The sequence below is a fragment of the Lyngbya aestuarii BL J genome, assembly GCF_000478195.2.
GTDB classification, from domain to species: domain Bacteria; phylum Cyanobacteriota; class Cyanobacteriia; order Cyanobacteriales; family Microcoleaceae; genus Capilliphycus; species Capilliphycus aestuarii.
In genome coordinates this window covers 1-20,219 of sequence record NZ_AUZM01000024.1, presented here as the reverse complement: position 1 = coordinate 20,219, position 20,219 = coordinate 1, and the positions used below count along the sequence as shown (strand labels likewise).

Here is a 20,219-nt window from a genome sequence, read left to right as displayed (position 1 = left end):
TTGTGATTAGAATAAAAAATAACGTTGTGCCATTGGTAAACTTTCCGCAGGTTCACAGACTAAAAGTTCACCATCGGCGCGAACTTCGTAGGTTTCGGGATCGACTTCCATTTGGGGTAACGCATTATTAAGTTTCATATCTGCTTTAGTTAAATTTCGGGTATTTTTGACGGCAACCGTGGGTTTTTGTAAACCAATTTTTTCCTTGATTCCAGCTTCTACAGCCGCCTGAGAAACAAAGGTCAAAGAAGTGGCAGTCATCGCCCCGCCAAAACTGCCAAACATGGGGCGCATATGAACAGGTTGAGGCGTGGGAATACTAGCATTTGCATCGCCCATTTGTGACCAAGCAATGAATCCGCCTTTGATAACAATCTCCGGTTTAACGCCAAAAAAAGCGGGTTTCCACAAACATAAATCCGCTAATTTTCCTTCTTCAACTGAACCCACATAATCAGAAATTCCATGAGTAATTGCGGGGTTAATGGTATACTTAGCAATATAACGTTTAGCCCTAAAATTATCGTGGGTTTCTTGAGTATTTTCAGGCGAACAAAGTAGCCCTCTTTGTACTTTCATTTTATGGGCAGTTTGCCAAGTTCTAATAATTGTTTCTCCCACTCGTCCCATTGCTTGGGAGTCAGAGGCAATCATACTAAAAGCACCCAAATCGTGTAAAATATCCTCTGCGGCGATAGTTTCACGGCGAATTCTTGACTCTGCAAAGGCAACATCTTCGGGAATATTTCGATCTAAATGATGACAAACCATCAACATATCGAGATGTTCTTCTAAGGTGTTAACCGTATAAGGGCGAGTCGGGTTTGTTGAGGAGGGTAAGACATTTTGTTGACCACAAACTTTGATAATATCGGGGGCGTGTCCTCCCCCAGCGCCTTCGGTATGATAAGTATGAATAACTCGATTTTTAAAAGCGGAAATAGTCGTTTCCACAAATCCCGCTTCATTTAAAGTATCGGTATGAATGGCAACTTGAACATCATATTCATCGGCAACATTTAAACAAGTATCAATTGCGGCAGGTGTTGTTCCCCAATCTTCATGTAATTTTAAGCCTAAAGCACCCGCAACAATTTGTTCAATTAATCCTTCCGGTTTGGCACTATTTCCCTTTCCTAAAAACCCTAAATTGATTGGGAAAGCATCTGCCGCTTGTAACATTCGATAAATATTCCAAGATCCGGGTGTACAAGTGGTGGCATTTGTTCCGGTCGCGGGGCCAGTTCCTCCCCCGATCATCGTGGTAATTCCTGATGCAATTGCGGTTTCGATTTGTTGAGGGCAAATAAAGTGAATATGGCTATCAATTCCGCCGGCGGTGAGGATCATTCCTTCCCCGGCAATGGCTTCGGTAGCCGGACCGATAATAATATTAACGTTGTCTTGAATATAGGGATTTCCCGCTTTTCCTATTTTAAAAATTTTGCCGTCTTTGATGCCAATATCAGCTTTAATAATGCCCCAATAATCTAAAATTAAGGCATTCGTGATGACGAGATCAACAGCGCCTTCTTCGCGAGAAATGGGAGACTGTCCCATCCCATCTCGGATGACTTTTCCGCCCCCAAATTTGACTTCATCCCCGTAGGTGGTGTAATCTTCTTCGACTTCGATGATTAATTCGGTATCGGCGAGGCGAATGCGATCGCCAACAGTTGGGCCAAAAGTTTCTGCGTAGGCGCGACGATCCATTCGATAACTCATCACGAATTCCCCTAATTAATTGCGGTTTACGGAGTATAAACTTCAGCCAGTTCGACTCCTAATTCCCTTCTCCATTGGGAGATCGGTTTTTCCCAATTTTCTTCCCATTTTTGAGCGAGGAAGGGTTTAGCTTTTGCTCCCATTCTATACCCAACGGCGATCCGATCTAATAATTTTTCCATTTCTTCGGGAGATTTAATTAACGCCCTTAACAGTCCTCCTGCTAACAACACGATCGCCATCGGTCTGCGAGTTTGGGCGAGGATAAAAGCTTGTAATCCTAATTCTCCCACAACATCGGTACTAAATCCAGTAATTAGATGCCAAATATCATGAGTTTGGCGCAGTCTCAACATGATATAAGTTGTATCATCTTCGATGTTTAGCGTGCGATAAAAGTTCGGGTCAAATCCTTCTTTGGTGAGGTAGGAAGCATAAGTATATCCGAGAGAATTTGAGGGTAATTCTAACAAGGAGTCTAAGTTGGGAGGTGGGGCTAAATAGCGTTCTTCAACTAAGGGTTTAACTCCCGGTTGAGACTGGATATATTCTATCGCAACTTGAGTATATTTGGCTTGACGCAAACCATCTTCAATATCATGCACTGATTCGGTCTGACCCGGATCTCGAAGAAGGTTAATGAATCCTTTTGCAGTCTGAAAAAAATCTATATTGAGACTTTGTAATTCTCGAAATAACATAGTTTTCTGGGTTGTAACTTTACCTCAAAGTTGACCGTTTATTTTCCCATTCAATCCATAGACCTGACGACTTCCAGCCAGAGAAACTAATTCAATTTCTCGTTCATCTCCGGGTTCAAACCGAACCGCTGTTCCAGCCGGAATATTCAATCGCATTCCTTTGGTTTGTTCTCGTTCAAATTCTAGGGCGGTGTTCACCTCGTAGAAATGAAAATGAGAACCGACTTGAATAGGACGATCTCCTGTATTCGACACTTTTATTCTTCGGGTAGTCCGACCCGAATTCAGTTCAATTTCGCCTTCTTTTACAAAAATTTCACCTGGAATCATAACTATTTTTCTCTAAAAATATAGGGATAATCTTACTATTTTAAATGATCGGATTGTGAATGGTTACTAACTTTGTGCCATCTGGAAAAGTGGCTTCGACTTGCACTTCTTCGACCATTTCCGGTATACCCTCCATCACCTCATCACGGGTTAATAAGGTTTTACCATAACTCATTAATTCGGCAACAGTTCGCCCTTCTCTCGCCCCTTCTAAAATCGCCGCAGACAGATAGGCAACGGCTTCGGGATAGTTAAGTTTCAAGCCTTTATCTTTACGTCTTTCAGCAAGTAATCCGGCTGTAAAAATCAATAGTTTGTCTTTTTCTTGAGGCGTTAATTGCATAATTTCTGCACACCTTATTTTGAGTTAAATCTTCCAAACTCGGGGCTGAGTGATGACTCGTCCCTGATGGTTTTGGCGGATATATTGCCAAACATTCGTAAACCAGTTTATCACCTCTTGGGTGGTATTTCCGCGATAACGACACAACAAACCTGATAAAAGTTGAGTGACTCCGGCTTCTCCTAAAGTGTCCTGTGGATTCCACAATTGTCGAATTTCTTTTAGCATTTCTTCAGAAACAGAATGTCCAACCCAAGCCAAACTTCCAACCACCGCTTGTCCCGCCAAACCGTGAGGACTGGTGAGAATTTCTGCATTCGCAGGTAGCCACTGACGATCTATCCATAATGGCTTTTCATTTTGCCAAATTTCGGTACAAGATCGCCATTCTCCTTCGGTGAATTGTTCGCCTCTGGCGGTGCGTCCAAACCGGGTTATTTCCCATCCTAACCACGTCGCATTTTCACTGAGTTCAACGTATAAATCTTGGCGATAAATTGCCCCATTAAAAACAATAGTTTCTCGGGGTAAATATTCACAAAAAGCGTCTGAATTTACTTGAATGTTAATCGTTTGTTTGGCTTGTTTTCCGCTACTGCGATAGATTTTACTAGCGGATGCAGTGGTAATGACGGCTTGGGTTTGGGGTTGTAAATGAATTTCTTGTAACAGGCGATCGCCTCCAACTATTCCTCCGCCTGTATGTAAGATTACGTTATGACAAATCTCTTTTCCTTCGGGATAAAATGAACGTTGAATTTTTAGGGGAGTTTGGCTATAGGTTTCTATTAGTTTTGTTGAATTGTTATCTTTGGCGTATTTTAACCGCAGAATTCCTTGCCATCCCGTTAATTTTTCAGGGGTCATTAGAATGTTTAACTCTGGTTCGACCCAGTTATTATAGATGAAGTTGGATAAGTTTTGAAAATTTAACCCCAAAATAAATAAAGTAGATTAAAGCTTTAACCTACCTCTAGAATATTATTTCTAATTTATTGAAGTTTAGCAAGCAAAGTCTGCTTACGCAATAACAATTTGGATTTTTCTATCAACTCCATCTATTAGAAAAAATTGACGAGTAGAGTCGCTGAATGCTTGAGATACTAATGAGAACATAGCACCAGCACCAGCACCTACCCCAGCAGCCGGGAGAGCAAGAATACCGCCTGGAAGTGCGCCTATTGCACCTCCCACTACTGCTCCTGTAGCTGTGGAGATCATAAAGTTTAGTGCATGGTTATCAACTTCTCCAGATGCAATTAAGCTAGCAGCACCAGTTACTCCAATAAGAGGTAAAATTAAACCAGTAGCAGCTCCGAATACAGCAGCACCCCCAATTAAGAGAGTAGTTGCTGTCCCTCCTGGAGTAGAAGCAACTGTATCCATAGAATCACTTGGGTCATCAATTTTAACAATCTTTTTCAACTTTTGTGGAAACTCTTCATAACTCTTAAAATCAGTTTGAATTACAATCGCTTCGTTTGAATTCAAAGCTTGATTGAGCTTCTTATAAAAGAGTATTGTATCTGAGAAGGGAATTTCATAGACTGCTTGAGAGTTTTCAGTAGTAATGACTGGACTCGCATAAACTGGACTGCTGAATACTAAACTCTGAAACAGAAGTGTGACGCTAATTAACCCTACAATGAGTCGCTTCAACATGAGTGTTTGTCCTTGGCGTTCTTCAGCCTGAGTAGATTTGATTCCAGCTTAAGCTGAAGCCAACTGTAAAAGCCACAGTGGAAATACGGAACTTTTTTAAACGATTTCCTCAGTGAAAATACTGAAGTTTTAGGGTTTAATGAACCCGACAGAGTAATCAAAATATAAATTAAAATTAAATCAAATTATTTTGAATAAATTCCTGCACATCTTCTAAACCTTGCTGAGTTTTTAAATTCGTAAATACAAAGGGTTTCTCGCCTCGCATTTTTTTAGCGTCTCGTTCCATAATGTTTAAATCTGCCCCAACAAACGGTGCAAGGTCTATTTTATTAATCACTAATAAATCTGACTTAGTAATTCCTGGGCCACCTTTTCGGGGAATTTTATCTCCTGCGGCAACATCAATTACATAAATCGCTAAATCTACTAATTCAGGGCTAAAGGTTGCGGCTAAATTATCACCGCCACTTTCGAGAAAGACAAGATCAAGATTTTCAAATTTCAATTCTAAATCTTCTATCGCAGCTAAATTAATTGAGGCATCTTCTCGAATAGCGGTGTGAGGACAACCGCCTGTTTCTACGCCTAATATTCGGTCGGTTTCTAAGGCTTGGGAACGGACTAAAAACTGGGCATCTTCTTGGGTGTAAATATCGTTGGTAACAACAGCAATTTGATAATGATCTCGCATTGACTTACACAACGCATCAAGAAGGGCAGTTTTCCCCGAACCTACCGGCCCTGCTATACCAATTCTAAAGGCTGTCATGGTTTGTTTTCCTAAGTTTTATCTAGAGAATTGATCTTGATTGTACTAGCTACGAAACAAACGAGTATATTGAGTTTCATGCTGCATACTTGCTAGTCCTAAACCCCAACTACAACTGACCAAATCATCATCTTCTAACATGAAAATTTCTTCGCTGGCTTTAGTAATTTCTGGATGAAGTTTAAGAAGGAGTTTTTGTCCATGAGTTTGACCTATCGGAATGAGTTTAACTCCGGCACTAATCAGATTTGTTACCCAACTATGCAGATATCCAATTAACGCATTTTTTTGTTCAATTTGCCAATAGCCTGCCCCTAAACCAAAAGCAATTGCATAATTACAAGGTTTACCAATAATTGCTGCACAGGTTTCAAGTTTAAAAATATCGGATTGAGTTGAAGACGGTTTTTGAATGCCTTCCAACTCTAGTAACAACTTAATTAAACTATTACCCATTTGCCAACTTTGTTTTCGCAATTCAGAACTTTCTCGGACAGCACTTAACCATTGATTCCAATCAGTTAACCCCATAAATTCATCTACAACAAAATAACGATATGCCCTTAACATGATAGCAGCTTCTATTCTAATTGATCCATATTTTATCTCTTGAATTAGCCAAGATTCTAAACTGTTTTCATCGGTAATTATTTCATGATCAATTAAAGTTTCTAAACCTTCTGAATAACTATAAGCACCCAAAGGTAAAGCAGGACTCGCCAGTTGTAAAAGATTGAGAATCAAGGTGTTATTCTCCTAAATCAAAGCGAATGATGATGTCCATAGGCTCCTTTTTCGGGATAAAAGGGCGCAACTTCTGCCAGAATTTCTAAGCCCAATTTTACTAACATTGACTCTAACACAGAATCCGGTGATAATCTTAAATATGTTGAGGTAATTTCTAAAGGAACATGACGATTTCCAAGATGATAAGCCGCTCGAATTAAATCAAGTTCTGTATTAGCTTTAACGGTAATCACAGGTTCAGGTTGAGCGATAATTTTAGCAATATCTAGAGTTTCAGACTGCAATAAATCCCCGTCTTTTAACACGGTTCCTCGCGGTAAATGTAAATAGACTGTTTGACTCGATGACAACTCAATTTTTTGACGACTGCGATAACGTTGTTCGGCAGTTAACGGGATGGAAAAATAAATATTTGGGTTAGTGTTTTGTTGTAAGTATTGGGTAAAAATGATCATCTATTTTAGAACATAAATCGTTGGACTCATGGGTTGAATTTGTATCTTTTGATTTAATTATGCTATAAAGCTTGAATAAATAACCGCTAAAGGTGGTAACGTAGACCTAAGTCATCTAAAATTAGTAATCTGCCCACTCTGCGATCGCTCCTATGCCAAGCTTTTTACTTGAAGTCGGTACTGAAGAACTTCCCGCCCCCTTTGTCGAACAAGCCCTGCAACAGTGGCGACGCCTCATTCCCAGCACGTTAGAGGAACAATTTCTTGAGTCGGAGTCTATCGAGATTTACGGGACTCCGCGACGGTTGGCGGTATTGATAGAGGGACTCCCGCAGCAGCAACCTGACCGTGAGGAAGAAATCAAAGGGCCACCCGCATCGGCTGCATTTAAGAATGATCAGCCTACAAAAGCAGCAGTTGGGTTTGCAAAAAAACAAGGGGTTGAACTCAATGACCTGGAAATTCGCCCTACAGAAAAAGGGGATTTTGTTTTTGTTCAAAAGAAAATTGTAGGTCGTCCAACGGCTGATATTTTAACAGAATTAATCCCCGAATGGATTACTAAATTAGAAGGAAAACGGTTCATGCGGTGGGGAGATGGGGATTTGAGATTTCCTCGCCCGATTCGTTGGTTAGTGGTGTTGTTGGATGACCAAGTTTTACCCGTTACTTTGGTTAGTGGTTCAGACAAAGTTGAAAGTAATCGCATTTCTCAAGGACATCGAGTTTTGCATCCTGAACCGATAGAAATCTCGACTGCAACTGATTATTTAAACTCTCTACGTCAAGGGTTTATTGAAGTTGACCCCGAACAGCGTAAAACAACAATTGAAGCCGAAATTAAAACGGCGGCAAAAAGCATCGGTGGAGATGCAGAAATTCCTGACGAATTGTTAGCAGAAGTGGTTAATCTAGTCGAATGGCCGACGGCAGTTGTGGGAAAATTTGAAGATGAATTTTTGAATTTACCGCCAGAAGTAATTAAAACCGTAATGGTCACTCACCAACGCTATTTCCCCGTGTTAGAAACGGCTCAATCTGCTCAATCTCCGCTCAAGTCTTATTTTATCACAATATCCAATGGAGATCCAGCTAAATCTAATATTATTGCAGCGGGAAATGAACGAGTCATTCGGGCGAGATTGGCAGATGGTCAGTTTTTCTATAAATCCGATTTAAAGCAACCCTTAGAAGCTTATTTACCCGACTTAGAAACGGTAACATTCCAGGAAAAATTAGGGTCAGTCCGAGATAAAGTTAACCGCATTTGTCAAGCGGCTGATTTGATTAGCCAACAGCTAGAAGTTAGCGAAACCGAACAGACTCAAATTCAACGGGCGGCGTTACTTTGTAAGGCAGATTTAGTTACGCAAATGGTCTATGAATTCCCGGAATTACAAGGGATTATGGGTGAAAAATATGCCCGTGAAGGAGGAGAACCGGAAGCTGTGGCTACGGCAATTTTTGAACATTATTTACCGCGTGGGGCAACGGATAGTTTACCTCAAACTTTGGTCGGTCAAGTGGTGGGTTTAGCTGATAGATTGGATACTTTAGTCAGTATTTTTGGCTTGGGTATGATTCCGTCTGGTTCTTCTGATCCCTTTGCGTTGCGTCGGGCAGCAAATGCAGTGGTTAATATTAGTTGGGAAGCCAATCTAACGATTAATTTACATCAACTTATCGAACAGTTGGCGGCTGATTTTACTCAAAACTATGACAAAGCCATTCCTGATTTGTTGTCGCAACTTTATGAATTTTTCTTACAAAGAATTAGAACACTCTTGCAAGATGAGAAAGGTATCGATTATGATTTGGTCAATGCCGTTTTAGGAGAAGATGATCCCGAATATACAGAACGAGCGTTAAAAGATTTGTTGGATGTGCGTGATCGGGCTACTTTCTTAAAGACAATTCGCCAAGATGGTAGTTTAGATCAAATCTATGAAACCGTCAACCGTTCGACTCGTTTAGCCAAACAGGGTGATTTAGAGACGGTTCAATTACAACCCAAAAAACTTGTTAATCCTAAACGGTTTGAAAAACCTTCAGAAGAAGCATTTTATCAAGCCTTGATTGCGTTAGTTCCAAAAACAGAAGCCGCCCAAACAACTCGAAATTACCGACAGTTAGTTGATGCTTTAGCGGAAATCGCCCCCACTGTTAGTACCTTTTTTGATGGGCCAGAAAGTGTATTAGTGATGGATGAAAATCCAGAGATTCAACGCAATCGTTTAAATTTGTTAGGACTGTTGCGAAATCATGCTAGAGTTTTAGCGGATTTTGGGGCAATTGTTAAGAGTTAAATCAAGTCAAAAGTATAAGACGAGGAGGGCGTTGTCTAGACAAACTCCAACTCATACATTTATCCCGAACCTCCAACAAACACGGTAAAATAGGGATTAATCTTCCAGGGAAACTATCATTTTGTCTATGCCAAACGCTCATATTATCGGCTTAGGAAAGTCTGGAAATGCAGCCGCCCGACTCTTGAAATCTCAAGGCTGGCAAGTCACCGTTACTGATGGCAATACCTCACCCAAATTGCATCAGCAACAAGAGGAATTAATCAAAGAAGGAATTAACGTTAATTTAGGTGAAAATTTTGATCCTGAGACTTCCCCGAATTTAGTTGTTGTTAGTCCGGGGGTACCGTGGGATATTCCTCCTTTAGAAATTGCCCGTGATCGAGGAATAGAAATTGTAGGAGAAATGGAACTCGCATGGCGAAATCTTAACGCCGTACCTTGGGTGGGAATTACAGGAACGAATGGAAAAACCACAACCACCGCTTTAATTGCAGCTATTTTTAAAGCCGCAGGTTTGAATGCACCCGCCTGTGGTAATATTGGAAATGCAGCTTGTGAATTAGCCCTAGAACAGCAAGAAATTAGAGCTTTAAAAATCGGTAAATCGGTAGATTGGGTAATTGCGGAAGTGAGTAGTTATCAAATCGAATCTTCCTCAACGCTTGCCCCTAAAATTGGAGTTTGGACAACTTTTACACCCGATCATTTAAACCGTCACTATACCTTAGAAAATTACTATAATATTAAAGCCAAACTACTCAACAACTCGGAAATACAAGTTATTAATGGGGATGATCCTTTCTTGCGGAAAAATGCTGCTCAACAGTGGAATAATGCTTGTTGGACAAGTGTTCAAGGAAAAGCTGAATTAATGGGCAATCCCGATTTAGGGGTTTATATTGAAAATGATTATATAGTCCAAAACCAGCAGAAAATAATTCCCTTGAAAACCTTAAAAATGGTGGGAAAACATAACCTCCAAAACCTATTAATGGCAGTAGCAACCGCCCGTTTAGCGGGGATAGAACCTCCAGCGATTGAACAGGCTATTTCTAACTTTCCAGGTGTTCCTCACCGTTTAGAAGCTGTGGGAAGTTGGCAAGACATTAATTGGATTAATGATAGTAAAGCAACAAATTATGATGCCGCACAAGTTGGTTTAGCTGCGGTAGAAGCCCCGGTTATTTTAATTGCTGGAGGTGAAGCCAAAGCCGGAGATGATACTCAATGGTTGCAAACGATTCAAGAAAAAGCCGCAGCAGTCTTGTTAATTGGGGATGCAGCCGAACATTTTTTTCAAAGACTCAAACAAGTCAATTATCAAACGGTAGAAATTGTAGAAACGATGGAAAAAGCCATTCCTAAAGCCGCAGAATTAGCGAGGCATTTCTCGGCAAAAGTCGTGTTATTGTCACCTGCTTGTGCGAGTTTTGATCAATATGAAAGCTTTGAACATCGAGGCGATCATTTTCGTCAATTGTGCTTAGAGTTAATCCGTTAATCATGAACTTTCCAATCTTCCACAGGATTTGTCCCTCACTATCTTGCTAGAATCGTCTCATCTGTGGGAAATCCCAGGGAAATGGTACTAATTGTAGACTGGGGTTTGTGATGAAATCGTCATCATTTGTGCCTTTAGGCAGGAAGCTGGCGGTCGGATTTGAACCCACAACCTTCCGATTACAAGTCGGTTACTGTCTCTGCTCTGAGGTTCTTATTAGTCGCTGCCTTTAGAGGTTGACACCCTCTGCACAGAGGTAGAATTCGCTCCAAATTCACTCCAAAAACGGCAATATAACACCAAGATGCTCAGATTTCTGGGACGGATAGTTCCGTTCTGTAACCCGCGTAGTTTTTGTAGATTATCTCAGCGCTATTACCTACCCACTTGGCGACATCCTTTGCATCTCTCCCCACATCAAGGCATAGGGTGATAAATGTGTGTCTGGTCTGATAGGGCTTTCTGTATTCAATCCCCAATTCGTCAAGTACCTTAATCCAAACTTTACGGAAGTAGCTGGTACTAAATACTTTGCCTTTGGTTGAGGTCAACACCAAGCCGTTGCTCGATTGACGGGTTGACTGGATTTCTCTGAGCAGTTCTTGAACTTGGTTATTACAGGGAAACATCCGTTTGCTCTGGGTTTTGAGTCCTTTGCATTTTTCTTTTCCTCCAACAGCCGCTACTATTGCATTTCTGAATGTGATTTTGCTCAAGTCGTCTGAGATGTCATTCCAGGTCAGGCCGATCGCTTCACTCGGACGACAGCCCACATAAAAGCAGAAGGCGACGTAATGGTAATAGTGACGGTGTTGAGAGCGGGTTTTAAAAGCTTCTATGATGGCATCTCGCTCGGATTTGGTGAACGGGTTGATGTCTGTCTCCTCATCCTCAGATTTCTTGATCCGCTTTTTGGCTTTCCCTGCCATGCTTTCAAATGGTGAACGGGTGAGTTTAATTCGTTTGGATTCTATAGCCCACTTCAGGCAGGCGTTCAGTTGAACCATTAACCGTCTGCAAGCGTCGGGTTTGAGGGTTTGACTTGCCCAATCCAGCATCTTTTGAGCGTAGCCAGTGTTCTCTAGGTCTGGGTCAACGTTTGCAAAAGGAGATCGCCGGATATGGTTGAGCGCTACTAAGTAGTTACCTCTCCATGTTCCTGGCCGAACGCTTGAGCGTCTGGCTTCTATGTACTGTTGGTAGAGTTGCACCAGTGTCTCTGATGTCTTTGGCTGTTCAATTGCCACAGTATTTTGAGGGCGATACCGTTCTAGGGTTGGGTCAAAACGCTCGTAGATAATATCCGCTTCAATCTGTCGGGCTTTTGCTTCTGCAAGTTTTCGGTTGTCTGGGTTGTCTTGCAATCCCAAATAGAGATGTTTCCGTTTACCCTCAAATAGAAAACGGGGAAGTGATAACCTCAAAACTCCCTTGCAGGACGAAACTCCAACCCGACCTTTGCGGCGCTCGGATTGATTGCTCATTTATTTTCTGTTGTTAGGCTTTTCTCAACTGGTTTTCGTAGTAAATCCGAGGCTCTTTGCTGATTCCGATGTCAAGCTCAACGATGTAAGAGTGCATTTGATCTGGACTCAATCCGTTGTGTCTCTCAATTACTCCCCAATAGCTTTTGTGATCGCCTTCAGTGACAAAAACTTCATCGCCAGGTTTGAACTTGCGGGGACTCAAGCTATAGATGTATCCAGCTTTGCGATAAATCCGTCCCAGATTCTCAATTTGTTTAATTACTGCTTCTACTTCATCTGGGTGATCGGGAAAGCGACTGAAAAATTCTTTCTCACTGACACGCTTGCTGAACGTTAGGGAGTCTCTGAGGTCATCCTTAATCTGCTTGGTGATCGGTTCGGATGATGGTTGTGTGTCTGGGATTTTATTTGCTTGAGAAATGTCGGTTTTTACCGTCTGGCCGTCTAGTGATGACTGAGACTCTTTACTGATGGTGGTTTCAGCGTAGACAACCCCCCTAGACGGCTCCTGTCTTTTGTCTTTAGAGTTGTCTTGAGGGCTGTCTAATCGTTCGTAACCCCGGTATTGTTTCCCGTCTATTGTTACCCGGCCACTCTTGGGCTTTATCCATCCGTTCTGTTGCAATACCTTCTTGATGGTTAACTCTAGGTCTTTGCGGTCTCTGGAAGTGTCAGCCTTGATTCCATGTCTTTGAACAAGACTGTCTACAATCTGTTGAGTTGCAGCCTTGTCCTTGCCGGAGACTATTTCTAAAATCTCATCTTCAAACGGCAAGGCATCCATGAAACCTTGATTGATGTCTCTTGATTGTCCTTCTTCCTCTCGGGTGAGCCACCATGTCTTACCTTGCTTGTAGAGATGAACAGCAGCAGCCCAAATCTGATCGCGGTGTTTTGCTAGCCATTTAATATCAACGGGTTTTTGAACTTCTATCACCTCAAAGCGTCGGTTCCCGGTTCTATCTTGTAGAAAATCATCAGAGTTTGTTGTCCCGACAATGATGCCTCTACGCTTGTTTTTCTGCAAACTCCGTCCGTATGGGTCACGCATCCAGTCAATTGAGGTTGATAAGAACTGCTTAACCTTGTCAGCGTCTTTTTTGCGGGTGATTCTGGCAATTTCACTTAACTCACAACCCCATCCTCTCCTCATTTTTGTAACTTCATCTTTATTGGAAATGTCGCCCACATCCTCGCAGTAATGTTCTTCACCAAACAGGGTTTTCCATGTCGTTGACTTTCCAATCCCCTGCTTGGGACTGTATAAAACTGTGGCTGTGTCACACTTGCAACCTGGGTCATAAGTTCTTGCTACGCCTGCAATCAGGGTCTTTTTAAGCATGGCTTGGGCAATGGGTTCGGAAGCCCCAAATAGAACCTCTGCCAGGTTATCCAAAATACTTGTATCGCTGTGCTGTTGAGCGCATTGTTCTAAGTAATCCCTTACGGGGTCATAACCATTTTCTTCGGCTATTCCTCTGACAATTCCTTCAGCTGTTTTGTCTTTTGTATCAATTGTTATTCCGAAGTGTTTGGAGAGATTGCTTTCCAAAAAGTCCAATTCAAAGCGCTCTCCTTGAACGCCCAAATCTTCAATGAATAGCTCAAGTTCTTTACTGCGTTCGTTGAACCGCAATTGGTTGCCAATTATTTGTCTGGCTCGGTCGCGTTCCATTTCTATTTTGATTGCTTTATTGTCTTTTGCTCGTTTTACTTGCGGCGATACGGGTTGAGTCTCTGGCTGTTGAGGAGTTTGGAGTTTAGCTGTCTTCTGTAACTGTTTAACTCGTTGATCAGGTGTCAGTTCAACTTGTTCAACCCAGTCAGCAATATCACCCTTTTCTGGCATTTCTGACCACAGTTCAACCGGGTCAATTAGATAAATTGGAAAGTCTGCCCGTTTTCCCGCTTCAACAATTTTTTCTGCTTTCTTAGTCCCGGCATCATCGTGATCATATTCGTGAGCGACAAATGAAACTCCCGCTATCTTGAGCTTCAGCAAGTCGGCTGTCATTTGATCAACCGTCCAGTTTGAACCCTGCCAGGTGATAGCAGCTATTTGATTTTGACGGGCTGCCTCAACGCATTTCTCACCCTCTACGATTAACACCCCTTTACCCTTGCCGTAACGGATAGCCTCATCAATCCGGTAGGCATTCCAGGGCAGATCGCCCTTGCCTGGTACCATCTTGTCGTCTTCCAGATGGTACTGGTAGATTTGTTTTCCGGTTCGCTGACCTCCCTCAAATGCCTCAACCCGTTTAATCTGATGCTCTGGGCCGTAAGGGTAAGTGGTGATGACTTTACTCCCTTTTGCTTCGGATTGGAGGGGTTTTGGTTGTTGGGGTAGCCTTGCCAGTTCAATAGTTGGTGGTTTTGGTGGTGAACTGGGACGTGATGAGTAACCGTTGCGAGTGAAGGATGAGTCTGGACGTTCAATGGCGTAGAAGTGATCACCTTCTTTATCAGTCTTAGAGGTTCTTATCCATCCAGTAGCGGGGTCAAACCCTCGTTTACAGACCGTCAAATCTCCCAAACTGTAGCACCAATCGGTTTTACCACAGTGAGGGCAGGGATTGTCTTTTGTGGCGTGCTTAAGCTGTTCGGAGGCAATCATTACCATTAGCGATCACCTCCTTTAATTCTAGAATAATGTTTACTTTGGAATGGTTCTGAGTTATGATTCATAATTGAATAATTCTAGAATAATGTTTACTTTGGAATAGTTCTGAGTTATGATTCATACCTAGATATGATTGGGGTTTGGGTTTACGTGTTGTGACCTGAACCCTTTAACTTTTTAGAGACTCTGACCCTCGGTGCAGTTGACTAGATCCTGTATAGGATGTCAACATCACAATATATATGGTTATTTTTGGTTTGGGTTTTTCAGAATCTCTATGAGGGATTGAAGGATTCAAGCTTTTTTTTGTTTTTAAAAATCCCTCTAGAAGTGCAAAATAGGAGTGCCGAAACACTGCATCAAGACACTATCCGCCTATGCTGTACCTCTGTTCACTCCCCCGTGAGTTTGAGTTACTAGTCAATTTAAAATTACAATCTAAGCTCTTAGTTGTTAGTAGGAGTGAGCAAAATTGAAAACTTTAGGGGGTGAAGCAGGGAACTTAAGCATTTGTCAGAAGGTGTGATTGGTGCAAAGTGATTCGACACTCCTACTTAGCCGAATATAGTAATCGCTCGTTCGCCAAAAGTCAAAACTTGGGCTGCTTCTGTCTTCGTGGAGTATTGTCAATAAGTTAGGTAAATCTGTTAATGAATCTACCTTACACTACGCACTCCGTAAGCTGCAACCCTTACACAAAAGTATTTCTGGGATTTGTATAGACAAATTTTGCTGTTCCCAGTAAGAGAAGATTCACCTAACTTGTAATACGATTTGCAGGCTTGTACAAATTTGTGCAATTTTTACCAGGAAGGTTAACCTTTCTAGCGAGATTCTCACCCTCTCACGGGCTTCTAGGTAAACCCGTTGATATTGACTGTTACCCCGGTTACTGTAATTGCCAGAGACTTGTAACAATTGAATGACGTTAGCACGGGCTAGGAGGTTAAAGAAGGCTTTCCAGTTGTCTAATTCCTGTTGAGTTGCCGTGAGTCGGATTTTGGCGGTCATAGTGCCTCTTAGAACGGGGTAGGTTGTTTGCGATTGGATTGAGCTTGAGCAGTTCTTTGTGGCTCTGAGCGTCGCCCCAAAGGTCATTATTCATCCAAAGCCAGCATTGAACGTACAGTTCACCGTCTGAGTGTGTGCCAATAACGTAGGATTCAACCTCAGCTAAAACAATTTGACCAAAGCGGTTGAACAGAACTTCTTGACCGATAGAAAAGACTGGATAGCCTAGAGCGTCTGCAATATTGTTTTCTATCCAGTCCATGAATTGTTGTTTAGAACATTGAGGAGTCATCAGAGCCATAGCCGCCCTTATCGTCAATCCGGTCTCTGAGCCTGTTTTGGTAGCCCTTTAGATTTTTAACCGTTTCAATCATTTCTGAGAGTTCTTTGATGGTCGTATTCTGACAGTCATAGGAATCTAGTCTCTCAACCAACTCTTTAGCCACAGTCACACGGTTTTCAAGTGTCTTGATTTCATCAATCAATTCATCTAACCGCTTCCGATTGTTTCGGTAAACCTGTTGAGTTTTGTCAAGCTTATAGACCACCTTTTGGTTGTTCTCACGAGTCGGGAGATACTCAAGAATAAATGCCTCAGAACCGGAGAGTTCGACAACCTTCTGTTGCAAGTAGGCAAGGGATTCTTCCACGTCTTCCCAGTCTTCTAACTCAGCTCTTAGAGACAGTTGAGACGACTCATTATTTCTTAGTTTTACTGTTACTGAGAATTCAATTTCTTTGATTTTCATTGGTTTTCCTCCATTAACCGTTTAACCTGAATCAATATCTTGTTCAGTTCTGTTAGGTAGATTGCAATTCCCTTAAAATGTCGCCACGCATATCTGAAGGCAGTTGCAGAAGCAGACGTTTAATTTCCTCCTTCTTTTCCTCAAAGGTTTGATGAAGGTAAAAGTCCTCATCATAATCAAAGAACTCATCAAAACACGACGGTTCAGGCTTCTCAATCAACTCTTTCTGGATGATTACGCAGTTGTTTATGATGTAGGCGACATAATCAAGTATTTGCTGATTGGTTTTCTGACTCTTCAGACGGGCTTCCTCTGAAATCAAAATCTTACTTAACTCTCCCATTAGTTCAACAAGGCTGATTACATTTTGACTGACGATGTGGTAATCCCAATCTGCATTGAGTGAAGCTTGATTAATATCTGTCATCATTATTCAACCTCCAAATAGTACAACCGCCTATCATCACGCTGTAAAAGATTGTTTTAGCTCTGGGTCTATTCATCTTCACTCCTCATTAATCGCTTAATCTCATCTAAAATCTGACGGCCTTTCTTGTAGTTTTTCCCCCTCATTCCCATCGTGTCTTTAATGATTGTGGTTTCACTTTTGCCGTCAATCAGTTCGGTTTGAATGAGTTCTATTAACTCGGGTGAGAGTTGAGAAATGTAGTTGTAGTTATCAGAGTTAGTCTGGGTTATTGCGGTTTCCGAGTTACCCGAAACCTGCGAGTTTCCGTTATCCGAAACTTCTAACCCTTCCTGATAACCTTCCTGTAACCCCGCTTGATAAGCCTGTTCTAGCATTTCCGCTTGTTGGCGTTGCTGTACGGGTGAGTTATCAGTAATTAAGCTTTGAGCGATGTCTGAATTGAGTTTATTTGCCTGAAATAACCATGAGGCAATTGAGTGTTTACCTTGTGCTATTTGTGCTTTTTCTATGGCGTTAACCTCTGGGTTTACCCATTCCAATTGCTTAGAAGTCCAGACCATTGTTAAGCCGCTAGAGGCAATCAATCCGATGGCTCCCCAATTCTTCATTACGTGCCAGATATTGTCTTTATCTCTGTGCATTGTTGGAATGGTCAATCCTATGATTGAACAAACAACTGCACCGCTTCCTACAATGGTGAGTAGAGTATGAGATAAATGTGCGAGTTTTGAGGTTCTCTCAAGGCTTAATACCATAACAAACCACCTCCCAAAACTAATGCAGCAACACAGGTTGCAATGAATAAATAGACCAAGTACAGCTCCAGTCCCAGACGCTCTCTAAGGAAGTAAGCACCCAGTCCGATTGCGAGTGAAAAGATGGCAACAATACTAATAAACATCACTCCAATGGGAAGGAAGTCTGAGGAAAGTGTAGCAGCATGGCTGAAAGTTGCTGAGATTGCTACGCCGATTGAGAAGAATCCAAAAAGTCTGAATGTTGGTATCATTGTCTTGACTTAATGTAAGGGTCAAGAGGGGCTACAAACCCCTCTTTTACTAATTAAAATTACAGGCTAGCCGCTAAAGCTGCAATAGCATTATCAGCAGCAAGTTCGGCGTTTTTGTAGTCAGTTCCGAGCTTGGCGTAACTGGGACGTTGACCTTGCAAATACTTCCCGGTGGTGTGTTTGTAGCCGACTGTCCGACGTTCAAACCGTCCCTCAGCTCGGATGTATTTTTGCTTTTTCTGATTAATAGAAGCGGCTGGCTTATCAAGGGTGTCAATCATTTCATCAAGTGCCTTTTCCGTTGCCTTGACGTTGTTTTTAAACTCCTTGCAATGCTCTACAATCGCGCCGCTTTCTTCCTCTGTCATCAAATGTTGACCTGCCCAAACCGGGAAGGGACGAATGGTATCCCAAGCTTCATCGGGTACGTTATCCGGTGTGATTGCCTGTGCGTTACTGGCTCCATGAATCCGGTCATGGTCGAGGTTATGTGAACCATCAACGGGTGCAAGTCTGGACTCTGCGACAAACCCTAAAGCGTTCAATAATGACATTGTTTTTACCTTGATAATTTGACAATTGATGAGGGTTACACCTACCCACAAAACCGCCCAATCCCACTGATTTAATTGACTAGAAACTGTTGTTGATTGCCGAAATAATCCGAATCTGTGCGTTGAGGTCAAGCTGCTGAACGGCTTGCACTAACGGGTCTTGAGAGACTGTTTCCTCTACGATTGAAAAGAAAAACTCACTCAGAAAGTCTGAAGGTTGAGTCAACAGTTGATCAACTAATTGCTGTTCGTTCATTTTCGCTCCGAAAATTCCAATCTAAGTATCTGAATTTCTACGGGTGTGAAGGCAATACCCGCAATATAACCAGCGCAGAACAATCCCAGTATTAGCAGATTGATGAGAAATCTCAGTCCAAATCTGGGTGTTTTGTTTAACGCTATTGACTGGTTTGATAGTGATTCGGTGGCGAAAATAATGCAGCGAAAAAGTCCTGCAATGGAAGCTTTGGGGGCGTGCGTTTATGCAGGCTTTCTTCAGGTTTTTTGTAGTGAAGGAATGATTTGGGGGTGAAGACTCGTGAGGGGATTTCTGGGTTATCCGTTATGACCTGATAGGTTGTAGGGGTTTCCGGTTGAGTTGCGATCATAAATTCCGGTGCTTCTACCTCATCCAGTTCGGCTTCTGTCAGGTGTCGGATTCTGTCAGGTGTAACGTTGAGGATTTTCCCGCTTTCCTCAATCTGAATCTCAACATCGTTTTCAGCTAAAACGTGAGTTACCTGGCAGGTGTGGGCTTCATCCAGTTTGACCCAATCACCAATCACTACCCAGTAGTCACCGTCAACAGACTTGTTGATAAGCTTGCCGGGTTCGATTGGCGGTTGTAACAGTTCCCAAGTTTCCGGGTGAGACTCTGGGGTGATGTTGATAATTTCCGGTTCAACCAACGGCTCAAACAGGTCGTCTGAGACGGTTTCCTCAGTTTCCTGTTCTTCCAATGACTCGGAAACTTCACAAGCGTTAACGGCTGCTTGCCATGTTGACTTCTTACGCAAGTCTCCATGTTGGGAGATGAAATATTTAGATAGCCCAAGCGCTTGAGCTTGAGCTTTCAATTCTGATAAAGTCATAGTTACCTCATCCTGAGAACGGTTCAGTTGTTGAGGGAGTCTAGGGGTTACTGCGTCAACAGTCCCTGGACGTCCGGTAATTACGAATGATAATACATTGTCTCTCCAATTGCAAGTGTATTAAAGTTAAATAGAAGCTATATGAACTACAGATGCAAATAACCATAGTGGTTCCAGACGACATTGGGGAGTTGATTGGACTAATAGGAAGACAGACAGGCAGAAGCACATCTGGAATGTGTGCTGGCTGGATTAAAGATGGTGTTTACCGAGAGATTGAAAACCTTAACAAGGTTGAAGTTTATAAATCTCTCATCCGGAAACGCCAAAAAGAGGAGGCTCAACAAAAAGATGAAGAATCCCCAGAGGAATAATTGTGATCGCAACTGTTAACCTAAAGTTGAGTTCTATCTGATCGCTTCTCAGTGCATAGAGATTCTGATATGTTTTACCCCTAACCGTTGTGCAGTTAGGGGTTTATTTTTTAGGGGGTCAAGTTTTCAATTGACCTGATCAACTTCCCTGCTGAGTTGGACGTGTAACCCCTCTCCCGTTTAAGTTTGGGGAGTGTTTCAGCCAGCCAGTTCTCTAGGTGTTTACACCTGTCATTACATTGTACATACGTGTCATTACTGCTGTCATTACTTGTATGTACACCTGTATTGACACCTTCCCTGAGAGTCTCAATCTCTGCTCTCAGGGATTCAGCTTTTTTTCAAG

Annotated in this window: 22 protein-coding genes; 3 read left to right on the top strand and 19 right to left on the bottom strand. The window is 42.2% G+C overall.

The genetic code is table 11. From position 1 onward, the window contains the following. Positions 1 to 6: 6 nt before the first annotated feature. The 9 genes from ureC to ureE all read right to left on the bottom strand — a co-directional run bounded on the left by ureC (position 7) and on the right by ureE (position 6,735). A complete protein-coding gene (gene ureC, locus M595_RS12145; RefSeq protein WP_040484014.1) occupies positions 7 to 1,725 on the bottom strand; it encodes an urease subunit alpha in 1,719 nt (572 codons plus the stop codon). Positions 1,726 to 1,751: 26 nt separating this feature from the next. After that, entirely contained in the window at positions 1,752 to 2,426 is a 675-nt protein-coding gene (locus tag M595_RS12140) for a Coq4 family protein (RefSeq protein WP_023066562.1), read from the bottom strand. A gap of 24 nt (positions 2,427 to 2,450) precedes the next feature. Beyond that, a complete protein-coding gene (locus M595_RS12135) occupies positions 2,451 to 2,756 on the bottom strand; it encodes an urease subunit beta (protein WP_023066547.1) in 306 nt (101 codons plus the stop codon). A gap of 40 nt (positions 2,757 to 2,796) precedes the next feature. Further along, positions 2,797 to 3,099 carry an urease subunit gamma gene (gene ureA, locus M595_RS12130; protein ID WP_023066563.1) on the bottom strand — a complete coding sequence of 101 codons (303 nt, stop codon included), beginning with the start codon at positions 3,097 to 3,099 and terminating at the stop codon, positions 2,797 to 2,799. Positions 3,100 to 3,123: 24 nt separating this feature from the next. Then, positions 3,124 to 3,966, bottom strand: a complete 843-nt coding sequence (locus M595_RS12125) for an urease accessory protein UreD (protein WP_023066544.1) — start codon at positions 3,964 to 3,966, stop codon at positions 3,124 to 3,126. 153 nt (positions 3,967 to 4,119) lie between these two features. Then, positions 4,120 to 4,761, bottom strand: a complete 642-nt coding sequence (locus M595_RS12120; RefSeq protein ID WP_023066525.1) for a hypothetical protein — start codon at positions 4,759 to 4,761, stop codon at positions 4,120 to 4,122. Between the two features lie 175 nt (positions 4,762 to 4,936). Next, entirely contained in the window at positions 4,937 to 5,533 is a 597-nt protein-coding gene (gene ureG, locus M595_RS12115; protein WP_023066592.1) for an urease accessory protein UreG, read from the bottom strand. A gap of 45 nt (positions 5,534 to 5,578) precedes the next feature. After that, the gene (locus tag M595_RS12110) at positions 5,579 to 6,277 is read right to left on the bottom strand and encodes an urease accessory protein UreF (protein WP_023066596.1); all 699 of its coding nucleotides are present in this window, start codon (positions 6,275 to 6,277) and stop codon (positions 5,579 to 5,581) included. A gap of 17 nt (positions 6,278 to 6,294) precedes the next feature. Beyond that, the gene (ureE, locus tag M595_RS12105) at positions 6,295 to 6,735 is read right to left on the bottom strand and encodes an urease accessory protein UreE (protein WP_023066527.1); all 441 of its coding nucleotides are present in this window, start codon (positions 6,733 to 6,735) and stop codon (positions 6,295 to 6,297) included. 152 nt (positions 6,736 to 6,887) lie between these two features. Between ureE and glyS the strand changes: the two genes are divergently transcribed. Further along, positions 6,888 to 9,041: a glycine--tRNA ligase subunit beta gene (gene glyS / locus M595_RS12100; protein WP_023066554.1), complete on the top strand. Its 2,154-nt coding sequence runs from the start codon at positions 6,888 to 6,890 to the stop codon at positions 9,039 to 9,041. Positions 9,042 to 9,168: 127 nt separating this feature from the next. Continuing rightward, complete coding sequence (gene murD, locus M595_RS12095) at positions 9,169 to 10,545, top strand: UDP-N-acetylmuramoyl-L-alanine--D-glutamate ligase (RefSeq protein WP_023066604.1); 1,377 nt, start codon at positions 9,169 to 9,171, stop codon at positions 10,543 to 10,545. 308 nt (positions 10,546 to 10,853) lie between these two features. Here murD and M595_RS12090 read toward each other — a convergent pair whose 3' ends face one another. The 10 genes from M595_RS12090 to M595_RS12055 all read right to left on the bottom strand — a co-directional run bounded on the left by M595_RS12090 (position 10,854) and on the right by M595_RS12055 (position 19,499). Continuing rightward, positions 10,854 to 12,029, bottom strand: a complete 1,176-nt coding sequence (locus tag M595_RS12090; RefSeq protein ID WP_023066584.1) for a site-specific integrase — start codon at positions 12,027 to 12,029, stop codon at positions 10,854 to 10,856. Between the two features lie 13 nt (positions 12,030 to 12,042). Beyond that, positions 12,043 to 14,655: a virulence-associated E family protein gene (locus tag M595_RS12085; protein WP_023066534.1), complete on the bottom strand. Its 2,613-nt coding sequence runs from the start codon at positions 14,653 to 14,655 to the stop codon at positions 12,043 to 12,045. Positions 14,656 to 15,601: 946 nt separating this feature from the next. After that, on the bottom strand, positions 15,602 to 15,967 hold the full coding sequence (locus tag M595_RS12080; RefSeq protein ID WP_152983569.1) for a hypothetical protein: 366 nt from the start codon (positions 15,965 to 15,967) through the stop codon (positions 15,602 to 15,604). Further along, positions 15,939 to 16,415, bottom strand: coding sequence for a hypothetical protein (locus M595_RS12075; protein WP_023066549.1), 477 nt, complete (start codon positions 16,413 to 16,415; stop codon positions 15,939 to 15,941). Before M595_RS12075 ends, M595_RS12080 begins: the two co-directional genes overlap by 29 nt. Positions 16,416 to 16,467: 52 nt before the next feature. Next, complete coding sequence (locus M595_RS12070) at positions 16,468 to 16,845, bottom strand: hypothetical protein (protein ID WP_023066598.1); 378 nt, start codon at positions 16,843 to 16,845, stop codon at positions 16,468 to 16,470. A gap of 65 nt (positions 16,846 to 16,910) precedes the next feature. Further along, positions 16,911 to 17,600: a FliH/SctL family protein gene (locus M595_RS12065; protein WP_023066570.1), complete on the bottom strand. Its 690-nt coding sequence runs from the start codon at positions 17,598 to 17,600 to the stop codon at positions 16,911 to 16,913. Further along, a complete protein-coding gene (locus M595_RS30635) occupies positions 17,591 to 17,854 on the bottom strand; it encodes a hypothetical protein (RefSeq protein WP_152983568.1) in 264 nt (87 codons plus the stop codon). The genes M595_RS12065 and M595_RS30635 overlap by 10 nt, the downstream gene beginning before the upstream one ends. Before the next feature lie 59 nt (positions 17,855 to 17,913). Further along, positions 17,914 to 18,408: a hypothetical protein gene (locus tag M595_RS12060; protein ID WP_023066548.1), complete on the bottom strand. Its 495-nt coding sequence runs from the start codon at positions 18,406 to 18,408 to the stop codon at positions 17,914 to 17,916. A 79-nt stretch (positions 18,409 to 18,487) separates the two neighbouring features. Then, on the bottom strand, positions 18,488 to 18,664 hold the full coding sequence (locus M595_RS31160) for a hypothetical protein (RefSeq protein WP_023066587.1): 177 nt from the start codon (positions 18,662 to 18,664) through the stop codon (positions 18,488 to 18,490). A gap of 142 nt (positions 18,665 to 18,806) precedes the next feature. Further along, a complete protein-coding gene (locus M595_RS12055; protein WP_023066541.1) occupies positions 18,807 to 19,499 on the bottom strand; it encodes a hypothetical protein in 693 nt (230 codons plus the stop codon). Positions 19,500 to 19,651: 152 nt separating this feature from the next. Between M595_RS12055 and M595_RS12050 the strand changes: the two genes are divergently transcribed. Continuing rightward, positions 19,652 to 19,873, top strand: coding sequence for a hypothetical protein (locus tag M595_RS12050; protein ID WP_040484011.1), 222 nt, complete (start codon positions 19,652 to 19,654; stop codon positions 19,871 to 19,873). The last annotated feature ends 346 nt before the right edge of the window (positions 19,874 to 20,219 follow it).